22 protein-coding genes are annotated in these 20,838 nt (G+C 66.0%); 13 read left to right on the forward strand and 9 right to left on the reverse strand.

All coding sequences use genetic code 11. The features are described 5' to 3' along the window. Positions 1 to 361: 361 nt before the first annotated feature. Positions 362 to 2,224, forward strand: coding sequence for a Na+/H+ antiporter NhaA (locus ACP7BP_RS11340; protein ID WP_426244704.1), 1,863 nt, complete (start codon positions 362 to 364; stop codon positions 2,222 to 2,224). 33 nt (positions 2,225 to 2,257) lie between these two features. Here ACP7BP_RS11340 and ACP7BP_RS11345 read toward each other — a convergent pair whose 3' ends face one another. Further along, the gene (locus ACP7BP_RS11345) at positions 2,258 to 3,175 is read right to left on the reverse strand and encodes an NADP-dependent oxidoreductase (protein WP_426244705.1); all 918 of its coding nucleotides are present in this window, start codon (positions 3,173 to 3,175) and stop codon (positions 2,258 to 2,260) included. Positions 3,176 to 3,499: 324 nt separating this feature from the next. On the opposite strand from ACP7BP_RS11345, the gene ACP7BP_RS11350 reads away from it, so the two are divergent. The 3 genes from ACP7BP_RS11350 (at position 3,500) to ACP7BP_RS11360 (ending at position 5,555) form a co-directional block, all read left to right on the forward strand. Next, positions 3,500 to 4,087, forward strand: coding sequence for a GNAT family N-acetyltransferase (locus ACP7BP_RS11350; protein ID WP_426244706.1), 588 nt, complete (start codon positions 3,500 to 3,502; stop codon positions 4,085 to 4,087). Between the two features lie 369 nt (positions 4,088 to 4,456). Next, the gene (locus ACP7BP_RS11355) at positions 4,457 to 4,888 is read left to right on the forward strand and encodes a hypothetical protein (protein ID WP_426244707.1); all 432 of its coding nucleotides are present in this window, start codon (positions 4,457 to 4,459) and stop codon (positions 4,886 to 4,888) included. A 40-nt stretch (positions 4,889 to 4,928) separates the two neighbouring features. Next, on the forward strand, positions 4,929 to 5,555 hold the full coding sequence (locus ACP7BP_RS11360) for a TetR/AcrR family transcriptional regulator (RefSeq protein ID WP_426244794.1): 627 nt from the start codon (positions 4,929 to 4,931) through the stop codon (positions 5,553 to 5,555). A gap of 160 nt (positions 5,556 to 5,715) precedes the next feature. On the opposite strand, the gene ACP7BP_RS11365 is transcribed toward ACP7BP_RS11360, so the two are convergent. Together ACP7BP_RS11365 and ACP7BP_RS11370 are read right to left on the reverse strand one after the other, a co-directional pair. Next, on the reverse strand, positions 5,716 to 6,333 hold the full coding sequence (locus ACP7BP_RS11365) for a GNAT family N-acetyltransferase (protein WP_426244708.1): 618 nt from the start codon (positions 6,331 to 6,333) through the stop codon (positions 5,716 to 5,718). Between the two features lie 3 nt (positions 6,334 to 6,336). Beyond that, positions 6,337 to 6,705 carry a GNAT family N-acetyltransferase gene (locus ACP7BP_RS11370; RefSeq protein ID WP_426244709.1) on the reverse strand — a complete coding sequence of 123 codons (369 nt, stop codon included), beginning with the start codon at positions 6,703 to 6,705 and terminating at the stop codon, positions 6,337 to 6,339. Positions 6,706 to 6,876: 171 nt separating this feature from the next. On the opposite strand from ACP7BP_RS11370, the gene ACP7BP_RS11375 reads away from it, so the two are divergent. The 6 genes from ACP7BP_RS11375 to ctaD all read left to right on the forward strand — a co-directional run bounded on the left by ACP7BP_RS11375 (position 6,877) and on the right by ctaD (position 12,249). Then, positions 6,877 to 7,245 (forward strand): GNAT family N-acetyltransferase, encoded by a 369-nt coding sequence (locus ACP7BP_RS11375; protein WP_426244710.1) that lies wholly within the window; start codon positions 6,877 to 6,879, stop codon positions 7,243 to 7,245. Next, positions 7,246 to 8,004: a uracil-DNA glycosylase family protein gene (locus ACP7BP_RS11380; protein WP_426244711.1), complete on the forward strand. Its 759-nt coding sequence runs from the start codon at positions 7,246 to 7,248 to the stop codon at positions 8,002 to 8,004. Positions 8,005 to 8,474: 470 nt separating this feature from the next. After that, positions 8,475 to 9,062, forward strand: coding sequence for a sigma-70 family RNA polymerase sigma factor (locus ACP7BP_RS11385; RefSeq protein ID WP_426244712.1), 588 nt, complete (start codon positions 8,475 to 8,477; stop codon positions 9,060 to 9,062). A gap of 186 nt (positions 9,063 to 9,248) precedes the next feature. Continuing rightward, a complete protein-coding gene (locus ACP7BP_RS11390) occupies positions 9,249 to 10,019 on the forward strand; it encodes an SDR family NAD(P)-dependent oxidoreductase (protein WP_426244713.1) in 771 nt (256 codons plus the stop codon). 71 nt (positions 10,020 to 10,090) lie between these two features. After that, complete coding sequence (locus ACP7BP_RS11395; RefSeq protein WP_426244714.1) at positions 10,091 to 10,417, forward strand: DUF427 domain-containing protein; 327 nt, start codon at positions 10,091 to 10,093, stop codon at positions 10,415 to 10,417. A gap of 110 nt (positions 10,418 to 10,527) precedes the next feature. Continuing rightward, positions 10,528 to 12,249, forward strand: coding sequence for a cytochrome c oxidase subunit I (ctaD, locus tag ACP7BP_RS11400; RefSeq protein WP_426244715.1), 1,722 nt, complete (start codon positions 10,528 to 10,530; stop codon positions 12,247 to 12,249). Between the two features lie 341 nt (positions 12,250 to 12,590). Here ctaD and ACP7BP_RS11405 read toward each other — a convergent pair whose 3' ends face one another. The 6 genes from ACP7BP_RS11405 to ACP7BP_RS11430 form a co-directional block, all read right to left on the reverse strand. Then, a complete protein-coding gene (locus ACP7BP_RS11405) occupies positions 12,591 to 12,944 on the reverse strand; it encodes a TraR/DksA family transcriptional regulator (RefSeq protein WP_426244716.1) in 354 nt (117 codons plus the stop codon). 106 nt (positions 12,945 to 13,050) lie between these two features. Next, positions 13,051 to 13,716, reverse strand: a complete 666-nt coding sequence (locus tag ACP7BP_RS11410; protein ID WP_426244717.1) for an RNA polymerase sigma factor — start codon at positions 13,714 to 13,716, stop codon at positions 13,051 to 13,053. Between the two features lie 491 nt (positions 13,717 to 14,207). Continuing rightward, positions 14,208 to 15,155, reverse strand: a complete 948-nt coding sequence (locus ACP7BP_RS11415) for a GNAT family N-acetyltransferase (protein WP_426244718.1) — start codon at positions 15,153 to 15,155, stop codon at positions 14,208 to 14,210. Between the two features lie 860 nt (positions 15,156 to 16,015). Continuing rightward, positions 16,016 to 16,291 carry a DUF6510 family protein gene (locus tag ACP7BP_RS11420; RefSeq protein ID WP_426244719.1) on the reverse strand — a complete coding sequence of 92 codons (276 nt, stop codon included), beginning with the start codon at positions 16,289 to 16,291 and terminating at the stop codon, positions 16,016 to 16,018. Between the two features lies 1 nt (position 16,292). Continuing rightward, positions 16,293 to 17,099 (reverse strand): ferredoxin reductase, encoded by an 807-nt coding sequence (locus ACP7BP_RS11425; protein WP_426244720.1) that lies wholly within the window; start codon positions 17,097 to 17,099, stop codon positions 16,293 to 16,295. A gap of 93 nt (positions 17,100 to 17,192) precedes the next feature. Next, a complete protein-coding gene (locus ACP7BP_RS11430; RefSeq protein WP_426244721.1) occupies positions 17,193 to 17,792 on the reverse strand; it encodes a molybdopterin-dependent oxidoreductase in 600 nt (199 codons plus the stop codon). A 252-nt stretch (positions 17,793 to 18,044) separates the two neighbouring features. On the opposite strand from ACP7BP_RS11430, the gene msrA reads away from it, so the two are divergent. The 3 genes from msrA (at position 18,045) to ACP7BP_RS11445 (ending at position 20,661) form a co-directional block, all read left to right on the forward strand. Further along, entirely contained in the window at positions 18,045 to 18,554 is a 510-nt protein-coding gene (msrA, locus tag ACP7BP_RS11435; RefSeq protein ID WP_426244722.1) for a peptide-methionine (S)-S-oxide reductase MsrA, read from the forward strand. A 13-nt stretch (positions 18,555 to 18,567) separates the two neighbouring features. Beyond that, positions 18,568 to 19,863, forward strand: a complete 1,296-nt coding sequence (locus tag ACP7BP_RS11440; RefSeq protein WP_426244723.1) for an MFS transporter — start codon at positions 18,568 to 18,570, stop codon at positions 19,861 to 19,863. Positions 19,864 to 20,013: 150 nt separating this feature from the next. Then, the gene (locus ACP7BP_RS11445) at positions 20,014 to 20,661 is read left to right on the forward strand and encodes a nitroreductase family protein (RefSeq protein WP_426244724.1); all 648 of its coding nucleotides are present in this window, start codon (positions 20,014 to 20,016) and stop codon (positions 20,659 to 20,661) included. Positions 20,662 to 20,838 lie beyond the last annotated feature (177 nt).

The raw sequence follows: 20,838 nt of genomic DNA on the forward strand, positions 1-20,838 counted from the left end.
TCCACTCTCTCGAGCACCGGGAGTCACTGCATCGTGAGATCGCTCCCACGCGGGCCATGCCAAGGGCGGTTGGGGGTGGCGCCCGGGGTCTGCGCGTGTGGTTCACCCTCTTGCTTCCTCTGAGAGTGGTCGGGCGTCCGCTGCACGTAGGCCCGACGAACGGCGGCGTCATACGAATCACTTGTGTCCGTTCGTGGCGCCGTCTTACCGACGAAGTCGATGTCGCCGCCGCACCAGCGGTGGAGCCAGCACCCACGTGGCCGTAAAAGCCCCCAGCGCTGACCGCGAGAGGAACGGTTCGACTCGTCCGCCATGGATGTCGTGGCCGCTGCTGCGAGCCGCGTGCTGTCACGATGTCGTCGTGTCGTACAGCGAGACCACGCATCGGGCCGAACGGTTCACCGGCGGACTGCGGACCTTCGCGGCCGCCGAGTCCGCCAGCGCCTTCGCCCTCGGCGCCGCGGTGCTGGCCGCACTGGTGTGGTGCACCGCCTCTCCCGACGGCTACGAGTCGCTGTGGTCAACCCACCTGACCCTCACCCTCGGTGGGCACGAGCTCGGAGAGAGCCTACGAGTCTGGGTCAACAGCGGGCTGATGACGATCTTCTTCCTCGTCGTCGGGCTGGAGGCGCGCCGCGAGTTCGACCTGGGCGACCTACGGGAGCGCCGCCGCTTCGTCCTCCCCTGCGCCGCAGGACTGGCCGGCATGCTCGTGCCCGCGCTGCTGTATCTGGTGATCCTTCGAGGTCACGACGGTGCCAGCGCCTGGGGCATCGTCATCTCGACCGACACCGCCCTCGCCCTGGGGGTGCTCAGCCTGGTCGGGCGCGGCCTACCCGAACAACTCCGCGTCTTCCTGGTGACCGTCTTCGTCGTCGACGATGTGGTCGCGCTGGTGGTCGTCACCCTCGCCTACACCGACCGCGTGAACCTCCGCCCGCTGCTCGTCGCCTTCATCGCCCTAGCCGCCGCGGCCTTGGTCCGACGGCTGAGATCACGCCCGGTGCTGGTGCCGGTGCTCCTCCTCGCGGTCGTCTGGGCCGGCCTGCTCAAGAGCGGGGTCGACCCGATCATCCTGGGACTCGTCGTGGGACTGGCCACCTCGGCCTACGCGCCGAGCCGGGGAGACCTCGAGGAGGCGAGCAGCCTATTTCTCGGCTTCCGTGAGCAGCCGACGGCGGAGCTCGCCCTGGCCGCGAACGCGAGCGTGATCCGAAGCCTGTCTCCCAATGCGCTGTTGCAGAGCCGCCTCCTGCCATGGACCGGCTACATCGTCATCCCGCTGTTCGCCCTCGCCAACGCCGGCATCCCCCTCGATCCCGACTTCCTCGCCACCGCCTACTCCCACCCGCTCGTCTGGGCGATCGTGGTGGCCTACGTCGTCGGCAAGCCCATCGGCGTCGTGCTTGCCTCCTGGCTGGTGGAGCGGCTGACCGGTGGCTCGGTCAGGCCCGCGGTCGGGTGGACCGGCGTCCTGGGGAGCGGGACCCTGGCGGCCGTCGGCTTCACCGTCTCCTTCATCGTCGCCGCCATGGCCCTGAGCGGCGACCGCTTGGACGAGGCCAAGCTCGGCGTGCTCACGGCAGCCCTACTCGCGACCGTGCTCTCGGGCATCGTCTTCGCCCGTACTTCCTGGATGACGGAGGACCGTCGCGCCCGGGCCCTGCTCGGTCAGGCGACCCCCTTGCAGGACCTGTGCACCGACGTCGACCCCGAGCATGACCATGTCCGGGGCGCGCCCAACGCCACGGTCACACTCGTCGAGTACGGCGACCTGGAGTGCCCCTACTGCGGCCGTGCCGAGCCCATCGTCCGCGAGCTCCTCGCCGATGCCGACCTGCGCTACGTCTGGCGTCATCTGCCTCTCACGGACGTCCACCCGCACGCGCAGCTGGCTGCGGAGGCGAGCGAGGCAGCCGGAGCCCAGGGGAGGTTCTGGGAGATGCATGACAGGCTCCTGGCACATCAGGACCGACTGGGCCCGCACGACCTGCTCGAGCACGCTCGGGCGCTCGATCTCGACCTCGACCGCTTCCGTGAGGACCTGATCGCCCACCGCCACACGGCGCGCGTCGCCCGCGACACGGAATCGGCAGACCTGTCCGGCGTGGCCGGGACACCGACCTTCTTCGTGAACGGCAGGCGCCACCACGGTTCGTACAACCTCGCGACGCTCTCCGCGGCGATCGCCGACGCGCGAGCGCGAGCCCTCATGCGGGAATGAGTCGACGGCCTCCCGCTTCTAGAGCGCCCACCGTCACGGACGAACGCGGATGACCGTCTTTCCCTTGCTTCTCTCGGTCGGGTTGAGGGCCGCGAGGGCATCGTCGAGAGATGCGATCTTGCCGATGTTCGTCCGCAGTCTTCCGTCACGCACCCGCCGGACGATCTCACCCAGTTGGGCTCGATCGGACTCGACGACGAAGTCGACCGCCAGGCCCTCGGCGGGCCGCGCCTCGATCGGTCCGACGACGGACACCAGTGTCCCTCCAGCGCGAATCAGCGCTGCGGACCGCGTCTGCATCTCGCCGCCGATGACATCGAAGACCAGATCGACCCCGCCGACGTCTTCGAGGTTGTCGTTGTCGAGGTCTATGAACTCGTGCGCGCCGAAGTCCAGCGACTTCTCACGGTCGGCGGCGCGTCCTGTGCCGATGACATACGCGCCGGCCTCGCGGGCGAGCTGCGTCACCATCGTCCCGACCGCGCCGGCCGCGCCGTGCGCGAGGACGCTCTGCCCGGCCTGCAGCCGGCCATGTTGAAACAGCCCCTGCCACGCGGTCAGGCCTGAGATCGGGAGGCTCGCGCCTACCGTGAAGTCGACGTCGCCTGGCAGCGGCGCAAGGTTGCGTGCCTCGATCGCCACGTACTCCGCCAGGGTGCCGTCGCGATGCCAGTCGGCCAGGCCGAACACCCGCTGTCCCACTGACAGGCCCGTCGTGCCGTAGCCGAGGGCGGTGACCACTCCGGCCAGCTCGTGCCCAGGGACCGACGGTGCTCGGTTACGGTCCGCCCGATCGGTCCAGGTCGAGGGCCAGTCCAGCTCAGTCGAGACGAATCCCGACGCATGGATCTCGACGATGACGTCGTTGATCGCTGCCGTCGGCTCGGGTCGCTCGGTCAGCGCCATCCCGGCCAGCCCGGCAGCCTGATCCGTCACTTCAATGGCCTTCATCTGGCGCCTCCCTGTGTTCAATCCTCGCCTACATGACAGTTTCCGCTCACCAGGTCTGTGGCACCAGGTCTCGGCGTCTTACGACCGTGGTCGATACTCCTTCGACGTGTGCTCTACCCCGCTGGGCCATGACCGGCCGGCCCGGGTCATCCGTGCACGGGACTCACCTCCGATGGATGATGGGAAGCTGCTTGTGTGTCGACCCGTGTCTCGGCTCGATGTGTCCTCCGGGTTCGGGTTGGACGGCCTCGTCCACTACGGCGTAGCGTCACCAATCACTGATCGCGCCGCCGGAGGCGCCCGTCCCCGCACCAAGGAGCAGCGTTGACTCACGAGGTCACTATCGCCGGTTCGCCCATCAGTACGCCGCGCGTGCGGCTGCGTCCGTGGCGCCAAGATGACGCAGCCGGGGCGCTCGACATCTACGGCAGCCTGGAGGTCTCCCGGTGGCTAGCCCCCGCCATGGATCGCGTCAACGACGTCGACCAGATGCGTGCGGTGATCACCAGATGGCTCACGCCGACTCCAGGATCCGAGGCACGCCCGATTGGCCGATGGGTCATCGAAGAGATCCAGAGTGGACGGGTCGCAGGCTCGGGCCAGATCCTTCCGTTGCCGCCCGAGGGCGACGACCTGGAGCTGGGCTACCAGCTGGCGCCCTGGGCGTGGGGCCGGGGACTGGCGGCCGAGGCGGGTCACGCCCTGGCCCACTATGCGTTCAGCAACGGCGAGGAAGAGGTCTTTGCCGTCATACGGCCCACGAACGAGCGCGGCGCGCACGCCGCACGCCGCATCGGGATGGAGTGGGTCGGAGAGACGGACAAGTACTACGACCTGCGTCTTCAGGTCTTTCGGCTCCGCAAGAGCGACTTGGACACCTCCACCCTCGAGCCAGGTCCCGTCGAACGCTGATCCCCCGATCGGGCCGTCTGCCTGTTCTCGAGCAGCACCGTCAGCCGTCGCCCCGAGCCGCGGCGACAGCGCCCCGCTGATCCTGGGCCTGTCCTGAGGAGCCTCGAAGTCTTCGAGCTGCATCGAGGGTGCGCGCCGCACTCCCCCACCCCGCGCTGCGGCGCTGCCCTTCGTGACCAACTCGCCGGATCGGCCTGTGCAACTCACCCCTCCCAGAGGGCCGATGGACTTGTCCGTCCAACCAGTTCCGGGTGATGCAATCGGTGCGTACCGTAAATGTGGCCTGCTGGAGGCGCGGCAAGTGGACTGAATAGTCCCTCTTCGTGGCAGGATGCATGGCGCGGCACGCGCTGCGCAGAGGAGGAACTGATGACACACCTGGCGGAGGTGTTGGCGATCGAGAGCGCCTGTCTCGCCGGAGTCACTGACGAGGCGAAGCTGACCAGCTGGCGCTGCCGGGTGGTCGAGGAACTCATGAAACCGCGCTCACCGTACGCGCTGGCACTGCGACAGACCGGTGATGTCGCCGACCGAGCCGACTTCCTCGATCAATGGTGCGGGCTCATCGAGGAGGCAGTGAATCGCCTGCTGCGGGCCAACGCCACAGCCGGCACCAGCCGCTCCGTCACCCACGCGACGGGCGACGACGTCGACCCACACACGACCTCAGTGATGATCCTCGCAGCGCTTCATGGCGGCAGCGCCCTGAGTCAGGTTGCGCAAGACCCTTGGCCGCTCAACGCCGCGCTCGACCTCGCCCTCGCGCCCTTGTGCAGTGGCAGAGGGCGCCAACCGCGGTAACACCAGACCGTGACGAGTCAATCAGTAGCATGAGTCCGTGATGACGACCGCTGACTCGCACAATGGCAGACGCCTAACGGCACGCGGTGAAAAGACGCGGGCCAGAATCGTCGCGGCAGCAGCCGACCTCATGTACGTCCAAGGAGTCGGGCCTACCACGCTGGATCACGTGCTCGCGGCGAGTGGTGCGAGCAAATCACAGCTCTACCATCACTTCGACGGCAAAGAGGCCCTCGTGCGGGCCGTCGTCGACCACGTCGGCCAACGCGTCATCCAACGTGAGCGCGAGGCCCTCGGCCATGTCTCGACGGTTCGGGGCCTGCGCCGCTGGCGGGATGCGCTGGTCCAGAACAACGCGCTCCGACACGGCGCCTACGGCTGTGCGCTCGGCTCGCTGGCCATCGAGATCGCCGATCACGACACGATCGCACGCGAAGCCTTGTCCCAGCTGTTCACCGAATGGCAGGGACTCCTGGTAGGCGTGTTGCGAAGGCTTCAAGACGGTGGTGATCTTCCACCCACGGCGTCGATCGACCAGCTCGCGACTGGGATCATGGCTGCCCTCCAAGGTGGCTACATGCTGGCCCAGACCGCCCGGAACGTCGCCCCGATGGCAACCTCGCTCGATATGGCGCTTGCGCACATCGAGACGTTGTCTGAACGTTGACCCCATCGGCAATCGCCCCGGAGCCGAAGACAGGTAGCGAGCTGGGCGCATGTCCCGAACTCCAGCGCCGGTAACAGTTGATGGGAGCCCTTGCCACCCGCGCGCTCTGGGACCTCCCCCGCCGTGGGCAGCCGACGGCCACGCAGACCGGTTGGCGAGCTCACCAGTCGTTGAGCCCCTCAGGGTCGTAGGAACTGTCAAGGGAGATTCCAGGTCTGATCTTGTGGAGGTCCGCCCTACCCATCCGGAGCACCTCGAGCCTGACGTCGCCGCGTGTCCAGGCGAGGTCATCGACGGCCGTCATTCCGAGACGTCTCGCGACCGCGATGCTTCCCGCGTTTCGGGCCGGCGCCGCCACGAAGACCTCGTCGACCTCACTCGCCAGGAACGCCTGGTGCGCTAGAGCATGCCCGATCTGGCCGGCTACCCCGCGACCACGAGCCTTGGGCCGCAGATGCCATCCCATCACGAGCTGGGGATCGCGCGGGCCGAAGGGAAGCAGGGTCGCCCCGCCGAGGAGCTGACCGTCATCGGCCGCCTCCACGGCCCACAGTCCCTGCGGTAGTGGACTCTGAGACGACTCCAGAGCCCAGCGTCGCAACAGGTCTCGCATCTCGACGAGGTCACGCACAGGTTGTCCCATTCCGATCGCCTGGGCGCTTCGCGGGTCCCCGTAGATCTCGAACGCCCCTGGGGCGTCATCGGCCGACCAGGACCGTAGGACCAGGGTCGACGTGACGATGCGCCCAGGCTCGATGGTGACGTGTAGGTCGTCCATGCGTCACTGCCCGCTGGTCGTGTCTCGTGCGGTGCGGGTGGCGATGAAAGCCGAGCGGTTGAGGTCGACGGCACCCTGATACTCGGGGTGGTCCTGGACGTAGTCGGCAACAAACCCGCAGTAGACAGCAGCCTTCGTCTGAGTCTGACTCAGCTCCTCCAGCGCGTGGCTCGCCAGGGCCGAGGCGACCCCCCGGTGCCGCTGGTCTTCGTCCACATAAGAGTGCGTGAGCGACACCCGCCCGCCGGTCGTCTCGTAAGCCAGGTTTCCGACGACCCGGCCATCGATCAGAGCCTCGTAGAGGCGGGTGGTCTCGTCTTTTCGCACCTCGAAGGCGGCTGGTGATGGCTCCATGTGCTCTCTCGCTTTCATCTCTAGTCTAGGGGGTGAGCCCCCACTCGCCATAGCGAGTGCGGACGAATCAGTCCAATCTATGGCACGTCGGTGTCGCTCTGCCACGTGCCTCGCGTCATACTTGGACCTCCTAGTCCGAAATGCAGCGGTGCCGACCACACATCGCAGGCTCACCCGAAGGAGCGGCCCATGAGCAGTGGACGTCACGCACCGGTCGACGAAGACTTGATCGACAACACCTACCAAGGCCGCTTCGAGCTCTACCGAGGCGGCGTGCTGTGCGGGTGGCTCTACTACACCCTTCTGAAGCCCAACCGGTACGCCCTCCAGCACACCGAGGTCGACGCGGATCACCAGCACCAGGGGGTCGCGGGCGCGATGGTGCGCCGAGTGCTCGAGGAGATCCGTGCACGCGCAGGGACGATCACCGCGATCTGCCCGTTCGTCGTCGACTTCCTCTCGCGAACGACCACCTACGCAGATCTGATCGACCTTCGACACCCCGGATACTCCGATCGTGAATCCGCCGAGGCCGCGTACGCGAAGGCTTCGGGCTGAGTGCACGAAGCCCGGAGCGACCTTTCCAAGGGCCGCTCCCGCGCCTCACGATCACGAATCGCAGCGGCATCCGGCACGCCTTCCCGTGACCAGCGTCGCCACGACAGAGGACATCGCTCGGACTGCAGATCGTTCGAGCGAGCAGAGCACCATCCGACCCGAGGAGGAGCGTTGTCGCGAACAGCACCTGACCTTGAGCAGATTCGCTCCGACATCGTTGCTGATCCCGCCAATGCCTGGGCCGCATCGGCGAGCTATCAACCGGTCTACGTTGCCGACGCCTCGGCACGAATAGTGATCGTGGGACAGGCGCCCGGCCGCAAGGCTCAAGAGTCGGGCATGCCGTGGAACGACGCCAGCGGAGTCCGCCTCATCAACTGGCTCGGAGTCGACGAGAACACGTTTCGCGACCCATCACGCTTCGCGCTCCTGCCGATGGACTTCTACTACCCCGGCAAGGGTGCACACGGTGACCTCCCTCCCCGACGGGACTTCGCAGCCCGATGGCACCCGCGGATCCTCCAGGCGATGCCCCACATCCAGCTGACGTTGCTCATCGGTAGCTACGCCCAACATCACTACCTGGACACGCGGGAGCCCCTCACGGCGACAGTGCGACGGTTCGCCGACTATCTCCCGGCAGTCCTGCCTCTCGTGCATCCGTCCCCGCTCAACTTCAGGTGGCTGACGAAGAATCCCTGGTTCGAGGCAGAGGTCATCCCGAGACTGCGTCAGTGCGTCCACACGGCCCTGGCGTAACGAGCGACCCACGCGTCCGGGACATCGGCCAGCCTGTGCGAGACCTGTGCGGTGGAGACCTCCCCGGGCTTCCCGCTCATTCCGGTATCCAGTGATCGCATTCGTCATCAATGACGGTCCCTGCGGTCCTGTTACACAGGAGCGCCGGATCATGAAGTGCATGGCATTCGCGGCGGCATAGGCGTTTTGGGGTGGCCCAGCGCACTCGGCCCCCACTTGTTTTGGACCTTTCCGTCCATGTAGCGTGACTTCCACGGATCCCCCTGAAGGGCGCGGTGGAGCGCCCTGTCAGGGCTCTCTGCAGCCCTTGACCACATGGACTCCCGCCCGCTATCCAGGAGATGCTCCACATGCCGGCCAGACATGAAGACGGGGCCACGTCGGGTGACGCCGCGACATCGATGCCCGATGACGTCACCAGGTTGCACCCGAAGGTCGACGACCAGGTCGCCGCCGAGAACGCTCGATGGGTGCACGACCTCACCTCGGAAGGCGTCGGATACGACGAAGCGGTCACGAAGCTCTATCGCGTCCTGGTGAAGGTCGGCTACACCGAGGCAAGGCGCAAAGGTGCTCGGCTTCCGCTGACGGGGCCGGAGCTGGACGACATCGCACACCAGGCCGCTGCCGATGCCACGCTGACGATCTGCCGCAAGGTGCGCACGTTTCGTGGCGACTGCCGGTTCACGACGTGGGCGTACCGATTCGTGGCCTTCGACGTCTCCTCGAAGGTCAACCGGCACTTCTGGCAACGGGCCAACCTCTCGATCGAGGATGACGAGTGGGCGCTGTTGGCAACAGATCTTTCCGACGCCCCTGAGACCCGGGCCGAGAGCCGGGACCTCATCGAGGCCGTGAAGCGTGTCTTCCGAGATGACCTGACAGAGCGGCAGCAGAAGACGTTCGAGGCGATCGCGGTGCGTGGCGTACCCATCCGTCAGGTCGCAGAGGATCTCGGGTCAAACCCGAACGCCATCTACAAGACGATGTTCGACGCTCGCCAAAAGCTTCGTCAGGCACTCACCGCCGCTGGCTACCTCGGAAACAACTGCGCCTGACCCACCCGCGCCAAGGTCACTGGGCGTGGTGCGCCCGTAAGCAGCAGGGGCTGGCACGCCACCAACTCCGAGGGACCGCTCGAGGTGGTGGCCACCGGCTCCACCGGGAAGCCCTGCCTAGGTCCTGCTAACCCTCCTGCACCCAGGCCTTCCGCAGGCCACAACCCACAACAGAAGGCGAACCGAATGTCACACTTCACAGGACAGAAGGTCATCATCATCGGCGGGACCAGTGGAATGGGTCTTGCTACGGCACGACGCATCACCGAGCACGGAGGCTCAACCGTGCTCGTCGGCCGGGACACGCACAAGCTTCACGAGGCGGTCACTGAGCTGTCGAGCAACGGCCCAAGCACCGGCATCGCCGCAGACCTCACCAACCCTGGCGACGTCGACGGGCTCAACACCCAGCTGGCTGCTGACCACAGCGACGCCACGCTCCTCGTCAACGCTGCAGGCTTCTTCATCCCCAAGGCATTCATCGACTACACGGTCGAGGAGTACGACGCCTACCTCGACCTCAACCGCGCCACGTTCCTCATCACTCAATGCGTCGTCAAGTCGATGATCGGTGCTGGCAACGGCGGCGCGATCGTGAACATCGGCAGCATGTGGGCGCACCAAGCCGTTGGGGCCACCCCGTCCAGCGCCTACTCGATGGCCAAGGCGGGGCTACACGCCTTGACCCACAACCTCGCTGTGGAGCTCGCGCCTCACAAGATCAGGGTCAACGCCGTGGCGCCCGCCGTAGTCGCTACGCCTCTCTACGAAGGATTCATCGAGAAGGACAAGATCGACGAGACCCTGCACAGCTTCGACGACTTCCATCCCATCGGCCGCGTCGGGCAAGCCGACGACATCGCCTCCACCATCGCCTTCCTGCTGTCCCAGGACGCTAGCTGGGTCACCGGGGCCATCTGGAACGTCGACGGCGGCGTCATGGCGGGACGGAACTAGCCGGGTACAGCAGCCCACCAGCACCGGCCACGTTCCCAGCCGGCGTCACCTACCCAGCTCGAGGCGAGCCCATGAAAGTCATGATCGACAACCTCACCGTGGCCGACGCCACCGTCGACCAGGTCATCACCATCGAGGGGAACCCGTACTTTCCTCCCGACAGCATCGCCGCAGATGTGAGCCTCGAGTCGAGTCCGACACCGTACGTCTGCCCGTGGAAGGGCCGCTGTCGGTACTTCAACGTTGTGACTGCTATCGGCACCCATGGTGACGCTGCCTGGGCATACCCATCCCCATACGCCTCGGCGGTCGGGCTCGTCGGGGCCGACTTCAGCGACTACATCGCATTCGATCGCACCATCACCGCGATCCGAGAGCTAGACGAGTCCGGCAGATGAGGTCGTCAATGCCTCCGCGTCTTGCGATATCGGTGGTGTCGGTGGGCTGTGTCGTCCCGCTGCACCACCGTCGGACACCTCGGTTCCTCACGACTCACAGGCGGTAGGCCATGGCAACCATCACTTCGCCGCGCACGAACACGGTCCAACGTCCCGAACTGGGAACACGGATCACAACGCTGTTGTCAACGACCGACCACAAGCTGATCGGCAAGCTCTACCTCGGCACGTCGTTCACCTGGTTCCTGATCGGCGGCCTCATGGCGCTGATCATCCGAGAAGAGCTCGCCTACCCGGGCATGCAGACAGTCAACGAAGGGCTCTACAACCAGCTCTTCTCGATGCACGGCACCATCATGCTGCTGCTGTTCGCGACCCCGCTGTTCTTCGGCTTCGGCAACGTCATCATGCCGCTGCAGATCGGCGCTCCCGACGTGGCGTTCCCGCGGCTGAACATGTTCAGCTACTGGCTGTACCTCTTCGGAAGCATGATCACGGCCCTTGGCTTCCTGACCCCGGGCGGTGCCGCGGCGTGGGGGTGGGTTGCGTACGCGCCGCTCTCCGATGCTGTGAACTCGCCCGGTGTCGGTGGCGACCTGTGGATCATGGGGCTGTGGATGGCCGGCCTCGGCACCATCTTGGGTGCCGTCAACTTCATCACCACGATCATCTGCATGCGCGCACCCGGCATGACGATGTTCCGGATGCCGATCTTCGTCTGGAACACCCTGGTCACCAGCCTGCTCGTGCTGATCGCGTTCCCGATCCTGGCCGGCGCGCTGCTCTCGCTCGAGGCCGACCGGATGCTCGGCGCCCACGTCTTCGACAGCTCCCACGGCGGCCCGATCCTGTGGCAGCACCTCTTCTGGTTCTTCGGGCACCCGGAGGTCTACATCATCGCCCTGCCGTTCTTCGGCATCGTCTCCGAGATCCTGCCGGTCTTCAGCCGCAAGCCGATCTTCGGGTACGTCGGCCTGGTCGGCGCCACGCTCGGCATCGCGATCCTCTCGGTGGCCGTGTGGGCCCACCACATGTTCGTCACCGGCGCGGTCGACCTGCCGTTCTTCTCCGGCATGACCTTCCTCATCGCCGTACCCACAGGCGTGAAGTTCTTCAACTGGATAGGCACGATGTGGGGCGGATCGGTGTCCTTCGACACCCCCATGCTGTGGTCGATCGGCTTCCTCACCACGTTCCTCTTCGGCGGCCTGACCGGTGTCATCCTGGCCAGCCCCCCGCTCGACTTCCAGGTCTCCGACTCCTACTTCGTGGTCGCGCATATCCACTACGTCGTGTTCGGCACCGTGGTGTTCGCGATGTTCGCCGGGTTCTACTTCTGGTGGCCGAAGATGACCGGGCGGATGCTCGACGAGCGACTCGGCAAGGTCCACTTCTGGCTGCTGTTCGTCGGCTTCCACACCACCTTCTTGGTCCAGCACTGGCTCGGCGTCGAGGGCATGCCGCGACGCATCGCCGACTACCGCACCGAGGACGGCTGGACCACCCTCAACCAGGTCTCCACGATCGGGGCGTTCCTGCTGGGTGCCTCGACGCTGCCGTTCCTCTACAACGTCTACCAGTCCCGCAAGTCGCCGAAGGTCGCCGTCGACGACCCGTGGGGCTGGGGCCGCTCCCTCGAGTGGGCCACCTCCAGCCCACCGCCTCGCCACAACTTCGTGACCCTGCCACGGATCCGCTCCGAGTCACCCGCCTTCGACCTCCACCACCCCGATATCGCAGCGATCGAGCTGGAGGAGAGCGAGGCGGCCCGCGTCGGCCGGCCGGCCGACGCGCCGGCCACAGAAGGGCGCGAAGGACACCTCGGGGCCTAAGGGCGAAGTAGCCGAAGCCCACGAGGTTCGGACTGCGGATGGTCGGAGACCGCACCATCGTGGGCCGAGACGCGGCCATGGCCGTCTTGACCGACACGTGGGCCAAACAACCTGACTTCAGCTCGTGGACGAGCCTCGGACCACAACCGGACACGCGACTCAGTGCGTCTCGATGAGTTCCGTCGACCGCACGGAGTCTGGAGCCACGGTCACGGACACGAGAACTGGGACTTCGATCGAGTGACCTCGCCCTCGAGGAGCAGCCATCAGCACTGCGCCCCACGATCGTCTCGCCGCCGGTGACTGAAGCAGCGCGGAGGAGCGGAGAGATTGTCGGGAGCTCAGTAGTCGTGGTGCTGATGCTTGGCAGCCTCGCCGACAGTGAGCTCAGCTGCCGGATCGATCTCCAGGCGCTCATCGGGGATGGGGAGACCGCTTTCGACGGAGACGCCGTAGGTTCCGTCGCCAATGCGCTTCTCGGCTCGTTCCAGGGCCGAGAGCCGATCGTTCAGACTCTTCCCGATGGCCATGTCCACAGCTTCATGCTCGAGCGGCTGCGCACCGTCTGTGTCGCCGTCACCCGCCTCGCGTCCCGCCGCAACGTCGTCAAGACGGGCTTCGGCTGACGTTGCCAACAAACCCTTGACTCGTGCCCGTTCGGCGGCAATGAGCTCTTTTGCCCGTTCGAGATCCATCGGTGTCTCCTTGGTGGTGATAGTGGCGATCAGCTTGTCGGTGTGTCTGTTCGGGCGTCGGCGGTCCAGGGCACGTCGAGCGCCTCTACAGGGGGCGGCAGCGACCTCAGCGCCCCGACAAGTAGTCGTCGACGCGTCCTCGCACGTGGTGGCGGGCTTGGGACAAGTCCCGTTGGAGGTCCCAAGTCCTCCGGCCGAGGAGGCGGCTCGCCGTTTCGAGTGAATGCCCTTCGATGTCTACGAGGTACAGCACATCTCCGAGCCCGTCCGGGAGCCGATCGAGTGCCTCATCGACCACCGAGTACAGCTCGGCGGTCTCGAGTTCGTCGTCCGGGCCAAGCACACGTGCAATGGAGGGCCAGGCTATGGGTGGGCTGACCCAGTCGCCCTTGTCGGGACCGTCGTTGTAGAGGTCGGGAAAGTACAGCTCCGCCGTGTCGGCGTCGGCGTCCAGCACGTCGAGGTCGGCAAGGCTCCGCAGGCTCTCGTAGGAGGCAGGGTCGGGTGGCAGGTCGGATTCCGCGAGGTCTGCCGCATTGTGCGGATGATGCGCGAGCAAGCTGTCCGCCCAGACCGACGATGCTGCGTCTTCATCGCGTTCATGATGACCGAGGCGACCTATGAGGTACTGCGTCAGATCCTCACGTGTTGGCACGGTTGACGGCTGCTTGCTGAGAAAGTGATCCCAGGTCTCCTGAACAAGGTCGTCGGCGTGTGCCGGGTCGGCTGCCCGGGCCAGCCTCATCAAGGCCTGCTGGGTCAGTGCGAGCACTGCCGGTCCATCGTCGGGCTCGTCGTCCCCACGAGAGACGCGCGTTGCTGTTGGGCTTGGGACTCGACCGGCGCGCGACCCGAGGAGAGCAGATGTCGTCGCCACCTGATCGAGATAGGTCGCGCAATCACGACAGGTACGAACATGTGACGCGAGTTCTGAGGTCACCTGGAGCGGTAGTGCCCCGTCGAGGGCCATGCTCCCGTGCACGGCAATGCTGCTGCAGTCAACCAACTGTTCGTGTCGGCATCCGTCCCGGGACCAGTACGGAAGCCGATCCTCCCCTCAGCGTGTCTCGGCGGCGTCGCGAACCATTCAGCGACATTCATCAGCGATTCATGCGCGACGTCGTTGAAGTCGCTCACTCGGTTCTGTGTACGAGGTGGATCCTGTTCTTTCGCCACGCAGCGCATTGGAGCGGCGCGTTCGACATCGCTGGGGCGGTGGCCGGCTCCGGAAGCAAGCGGATCACGGCGTGTGCAGCTAGTCGGTCAGGCTGAGCGAGCGGCGAGCTGCACTGAGTCGAGGTCGTCTCGTGTGATCCCGTAGAGGAACACCTCGGCCCCTCGATGGGTGCGAGCGCCGGGTAGCTGGACCATCCCAGCTCGTTGGAGCGTGGCGATGGCCCTCTGATTCTCGATGTGCACGACCGCATGAACCGTCGTTGCGGCGCTGACCCGGAACGCGTAGTGGATCAGTGCGTGTCCGGCTTCGGCCGCTAGCCCGTGTCCGACGGCGGATGGCGCCAGCTCCCAGGACATCGCGAGCAGTTCCTGGCCGTCGAGCTTGGGGTTGAGCAGCGCCGCTCCTCCGATCAGTGCGCCGGAGTCGGCAAGTTCGATCGCCCAGCGTCCGTGCGGATGCGGCAAGCGGTTCGACTGTGACATCCAGGCATCGAGCCGGCGACGCATCGAGTTCCCGTCGGTCACGGGTCGGATGAAGGGGCGTGTCCACCGGATCACGCCCGGGTCTTGGTAGATGGACAGCGCACTGTCGGTGTCGTCCAGCGTCCACGGGCGGAGGACGATCCGATTGCTGATGATCCTGTCGATCTGAACATCGACAACATCCACGATGGAGCGGTCGGTGATCGCATCCAGGGTGGGTGGGACGGCTGCCGATCGGGCGGGCGAACGGAACGGCTCAGGGTCGATGAGATCTTCGTATTCGGGACGTTCGCTGACGAAGGCGCTCACATAGGCGCACGAGGGTGTGATTGTCCCGCCTGAAGAGCGAATGGCGGCTAGTGCCCCAGGGACCAGCACCCCCGCGATGCCCCTTCCGCGATGCTTTCGCGACACGAAGGTGTGACGCAGGTTGAAGTGCGTGCCTGCCCGTTGATAGGCGAGGACTCCCACAGCCTCCGAGCATTGGATCGCCTCGAACTGTGCGGAGATCGGGTTGATGATGACGCTGATCGAGTCGTTCGTTCTCACCATGAGCTGCACCTGTCCGTGTGGTGGTCACGCCGGCACTCCTGAATCTGGAGGCGTGTCAACCGGGCCCGGAAGGTGACGCCTGGCTGTCAGGCGAGGGCGACGGTGCCGTCGGCGTGTTCTGTACGTGACCCTCGCCGCGCGGGTTCTTACGTTGCTGCTGGAGCTGCTCCTACGGGAGACATCCGAGCCTTCGCGCCTCGGTGACATCGGAGAGCTCGACCGTGAGCTCAGCCGTGTTCCCGCTCGAGGTCCCCGCTGATTTGCGTAGGCGACGCCTGCATCGCCTGGTCGTCGGCAATCGCCTGAGGTCTCCGCCGGTCAACGATCACCCTGTGGCGTGGGCCGCGAGCCGCGTCTGCCTGCTGGCCCCTTCTCCTCGGGCTGCCATCTACGCAGGAAGTCAAGCACCTTCTGCTGCGGCATCTCGCAGGCCCGCAGCAGGTCGCCGCCTGTGGTCCGGTAGACGTTGGCGCTGACCAGGTCGGAGCCACCGAGCTCCTGTGCCAGGACGCTGACGCTCCTCCCGCCCGCGCGCGTGGTGCGGGTGAGACCGTAGTGACGCCCTCGATAGCGTACGAGCGTCCAACCTTCGGGCACGAGATCGACGAGCGCCTCGAGCGACCCGGCCCGCGGTTCACAGTCGTCTGGTGTGGCCGGCAGGACGGTCGGCGGTGTACCCATCACGCACGCCCGGTGGTTCCGGCCGGGGTGAGGGTGCTGCTCGCAGTCCGGTGGCCGTCGATGACGCTCCGTCGACGTGGGTGCTCTTCACCAAGATTGGACAGAGTGCCTCCCCTGGGGGTCTCCCGCGGTCTGCATCACGGTGATGCCGAGGTGTCGGGTCACGGCTGCCTGGCTGCTCATGGCGTTGCTCGGAACTGCCACGCCGCCGAGCCCCGCAGGTCCAGCCAGACGGCGTCCCGAGCCTTGGCGAAACGTCCGACTACCGAGGTACAGCCGGCACAGCGCAGGACCGACCCAGGGCCGCGCACGTAGGCCTTCGCCTCGGCCAGTGGGTTGGTTGCACCGCAGTGGTTGCAGGTCACGCGCACCGAGGTGACATCGACTGCGAAGACTTCTGCGAGCGAACCCGCGACGGCGTTCCCGTCGAGTGCAAGGTCGTCTGGGTCTTGCATTTCATCCTCCTGAGGGGCCGAAGCGTTCTGTCCGGATGGTGCTGGCGGGGTGTCCGCGATCGAGAAGCAGCTGTGCGGCACTTTCGACGAAGCTGGTCGGGCCACACACGTACACACGTGTTGTGACGCCCGTTGCAGAGCGGGAGCTGGCAGCTGCTTCCGGCAGGTCCTCGGGTCTGAGTCGTCCTGGTTCGCGTGTGTCGTCGGGTAGGCCTGAGCGGGTGTAGATGCGGTCGACGGTGATGCCGTGCGCCTTCTGACTGATGTCGTAGAGCTCGTTGGCATAGAAGAGATGATCGGGAGTCCGCGCGGAGTAGAGGACCCGGAACGGAGCGCTGGAGTCGACCAGGACCCGTTGTCGGAGCATCGCCATGAGGGGCACGATTCCGGACCCGCCGCCGACGAGTAGGACGGGCTCGGTGAGGTGCTCGGTCCACGTGAACCATCCGCCGATGGGGCCGCGCAGCTCGAGCTCGTCGCCCGGCTGCATGATGTCGACCAGGTACGGCGACACCTCTCCCCTGCTGACCGCCTGAACCGTGAGCTCTAGGCGGTCGCCTTGCGCGGCTGATGCGATGGAGTAGCTGCGTTGGGCGGCGTAGCCGTCCTCGGCGGTGAGCTTGATGTCGACGTGCTGCCCCGCCAGATGACCTGGCCACTCGGGGACGCTGAACACCAGGGTTCTGGCCGTGCGGGTCTCGAGCCAGCTGTCCTCGAGCCGCGCCCGGAGCCACCGGATCGGTTCGCGTCGTGGCGTTCCAGGCGGGGCGTCGCCGACCTCCGCGGCTGACGGTTCGCGAGTCGTCATCGGCGTGTCCTCGGTGTCCTTGACGCCTGTGGTGTCCGAACGCGTGTCCGGTTCACCGCGGTGCGGCCGGGCAGTGGGCGGCGTGTGGTCCCATCAGTCTCCGGCGTATCGCTGTTCCAGCCAAGGGTCACCGTATTCGTGGTATCCGAGGCTCTCCCAGAAGCCGGCCTGGTCATCGAGGCGGAGCTCGATCCCGCTGATCCACTTGGCTGACTTCCACAGGTACAGGTGAGGCACCAGCAGTCGCGCCGGGCCGCCGTGAGCTGGGTCCAGCTCGCCGCCGTCGTACTCGAAGACGACCCATGCCTTTCCGTTGAGGAGATCCTCGAGCGGGAGGTTGGTGGTGTACCCGCCGTAGGAGTGGACCAACGCATATTCAGCCTCGGACTCGGTCTCGTCGAGCAGAGCATCGACCGGCACCCCCCGCCACGTCGTACCGAGCTTGCTCCACTTCGTGACGCAGTGGATGTCGACCGTGATCTCTTCGCTGGGAAGGTCCATCAACTGCCGCCACGACATCGTGGTCTTGGAACCGTCGATGTCGGTGATGTCGAGGGCCCAGTCCTCAGTGTCGATGTGCTGCGTCGGTCCTGCCGAGAGGACAGGAAACTCATCTGTCGCGTACTGCCCGGGAGGCACTCTGGGGTCGGGCGTGCCCCGATGCCCGCCGAACCCCCTGCTGATGACACTCATCTGCCAATCCACCCCTTCCCTCCGACAACAGGCTAGTCCTGTCGACCCTTAGCGTCCTCGCGGCAGACACTGCTTACGGCGTGTGGCGAGACCCGTCTCAACGGCTGTCTCGAGGTATGACGAACCCGTCGCCGCCAGCGCATGCACAGCGCCACCGACCGCCCCGACCACCCTCCGAGCGCGGGTAAGAAGCGCGGACTGAACGGTGACCCACGTAGTGACACCAGGACCCGAGCACGTGAGGTGAGTTCCATGGCGGATGGCACGACAGGTGGGATGGAGACGGCGATCCTTGCCGGCGGCTGCTTCTGGGGCATGCAAGACCTGTTGAGGAGGCTGAACGGCGTGACGTCGAGCCGCGTCGGCTACAGCGGGGGTGACGTTGAGAATGCGACGTATCGGAACCATGGGACGCACGCCGAGGCAGTCGAGATCATCTTCGACCCCGGCCTCTTGAGCTACCGCGAGCTGCTGGAGCTCTTCTTCCAGGTGCACGATCCTTCGACGCCGAACCGGCAGGGCAACGATCACGGCGCGAGCTACCGGTCGGCGATCTTCTACACGAGCGACGAGCAGAGGCAGGTGGCGGAGGCAACGATCCGTGATGTCGATGCGTCTGGCCTGTGGCCTGGAAAGGTCGTCACGACGCTCGCTCCTGCCGGCGCGTTCTGGGAGGCGGAGCCCGAGCACCAGGACTACCTGATCAAGCGGCCGAACGGCTACACCTGCCACTTCGTGCGTCCGGGGTGGCGCCTTCCATGACGTGGGAGAACCCATGACCGAACCGGATGACACGACGTCGACACATCACCCATCGCAGGTGCGCGTCCTCACGGCGGCGTCATGCTCCGCTGCCGTGACCGTCAAGCATCCGGCCGTCGCCGCAGACACCCCCGCGGCGGAGCTCGACAGCCGGCGAGGGTGGGCGTCCGTCGGCGCGCTCGCGCTCGGCGCGTTCGTCATCGTGATGACCGAGACGCTTCCTGTCGGGCTGTTGCCGCAGCTTGCCGACGGACTGGATGTCTCGCTCGGTCCGGCAGGGCTCACGGTGCTCGTTCCCGGCTTCAGCGCCGCAGTGGCAGCACCACTGTTCTACATGGGTTCCGGGCGCTTCGACCGGCGCTCGCTGATCCTCGTCCTGGGTCTGGCGGTTCTCGTGTCGAACGTGGTCGTCGCGGTAGCGCCCAGCTTCGTCCTGGTGCTGGCCGCTCGTCTGGTCTTCGGCGCCACTCTCGGCGCGTTCTGGACCGTCGTGTCACCGGTCGGGCCGAAGCTGGTGGGCCCAGCTGCGGGGACGCGCGCCATCACGATCATCGCGGCCGGCATTTCGGGTGGAATGGTGGTCGGGCTTCCGGCAGGCCAGTTCCTCGGCAACGTCCTCGGCTGGCGACTCACGTTCTCCATCGCCGCCGTGGCGACACTGATCGTCGTGGTCATACAAGCGCTCGTCCTGCCCAGCATCCCCTCCGGAGGGCGAACGCACGCCCACGATCTCGTGGACGTGGTGAAGCGACCGGCCGCGCGGTTCGGGATGGCAGCCGGCGCAGTGGCGTTCACTGGACAGATCGCCGCCTGGACGTACATCACGCCGGCGTTGGTGGAAAACACAGATCTGTCCAGCGACGGGATCTCGTTGCTCTACGTCATCTACGGCGTCGGTGGCATCGTCGGTTCGATCATCGCGGGGTCTCTGTTCCGACGCGGAGTGATCGGCAGCTTCGCCCGCGCCGCCGCAGTGGTGGCGGTGACGCTCATCGCGCTGGCGTTCGCGGGCACAGGGGCCTTGCTCACTGGGGTGCTACTGGTGGTGTGGGGACTGTTCTGGGGAATCGTGAACCCGGGAACGCTGGTGTGGCTGCTCGACTCCGCCCCAGGGTCCCCCGAAGCAGCGTCCGCGGTGAACGTGACGAACCTTCAGGTCGCGGTGGGGGCTGGGTCCGGTCTCGGGGCGTTGCTTGTCTCGACGACAAGCTTGCAGACCGTGTTCCTCACAGGAGGCCTCATCGTTCTCGCCTCAGCCGCGCTCGCGGCTGTATCGGCACGATTCGTGACCCTGACGCCCAGGCAATAGGAGCGCTGACGCGGTCGCACCCACCACTGGTCTACGTCCTCATCTCACCGGCAGACAACTTCGAGCGGGCGAGCGTCGAAAGATGACCGCCGTGCCGCGACACGAATCGAACCGACCCCCTTACCGATCGCAAGAAGAAGGCAGAACGACATGGATCTCGACAAGCTCATGGGCAAGCACCTCACGCGGTACTTCGACGCCACCAAGACGATCCCGCAGGACACACTTCAGCAGCTGCTGAAGTTCCTGCGCTCGGCGCCGACCTCGACCAACATCCAGCCGAACCACTTCTATGTCCTCGCCACCGACGAGGGAAAGCAGCGGCTGGCGGCCAACCTCGGCGAACGATTCCAGGACAACGCCGAGAAGGTACTGAACTCCTCTCACACGATCATCGTCACCACCCGGGCAGACCTGCCCGAGAGTCACCTCAACGCCGTCTTCAGCAAGGAGAGGGCTGACGGCCGGTTCCCCGACCCGGCGAAGCAGGACCTGTGGGAGTCGATGACCCGCGACTTCGTCGGCCTGCGCAACTACGGCTACAAGGACGTGAACCACTGGATGGAGAAGCAGACCTACATGGTCGTTGGTCTGACCATGATGGCGGCAGCCGAGCTCGGTGTTGAAGCGACGCCACTTGAGGGGTTCGACCCCACCAGCGTCGACAAGGCGTTCAAGATCCGCGAGACGGGCCACTCGACGACAGTGCTCCTGGCGCTCGGCTACCCCGACCCTGAGAAGCAGTACTCCAACCCGATCTCGCGGTTCGACGAAGAGCAGCTGTTCACCTTCGCCTGACCGTGGCGCCAAACGATCGATCGCCGGTGTGCGCCGTCGAGAACCACGGGGGTGCCTGACAACGGCCCCTGACCTGCGAAGACACCCTCCAACGTCTTCCAGTGTCAGGGGCCGCGTGTCGTTGGCCCAGTGCCCCGGTGTGTCCCCGGACGGCTCGGAGCCTTCGTGCCCCGGGAT

The sequence above is a fragment of the Nocardioides sp. LHG3406-4 genome (assembly GCF_049897745.1).
In the GTDB taxonomy this organism is placed as follows: domain Bacteria; phylum Actinomycetota; class Actinomycetes; order Propionibacteriales; family Nocardioidaceae; genus Nocardioides.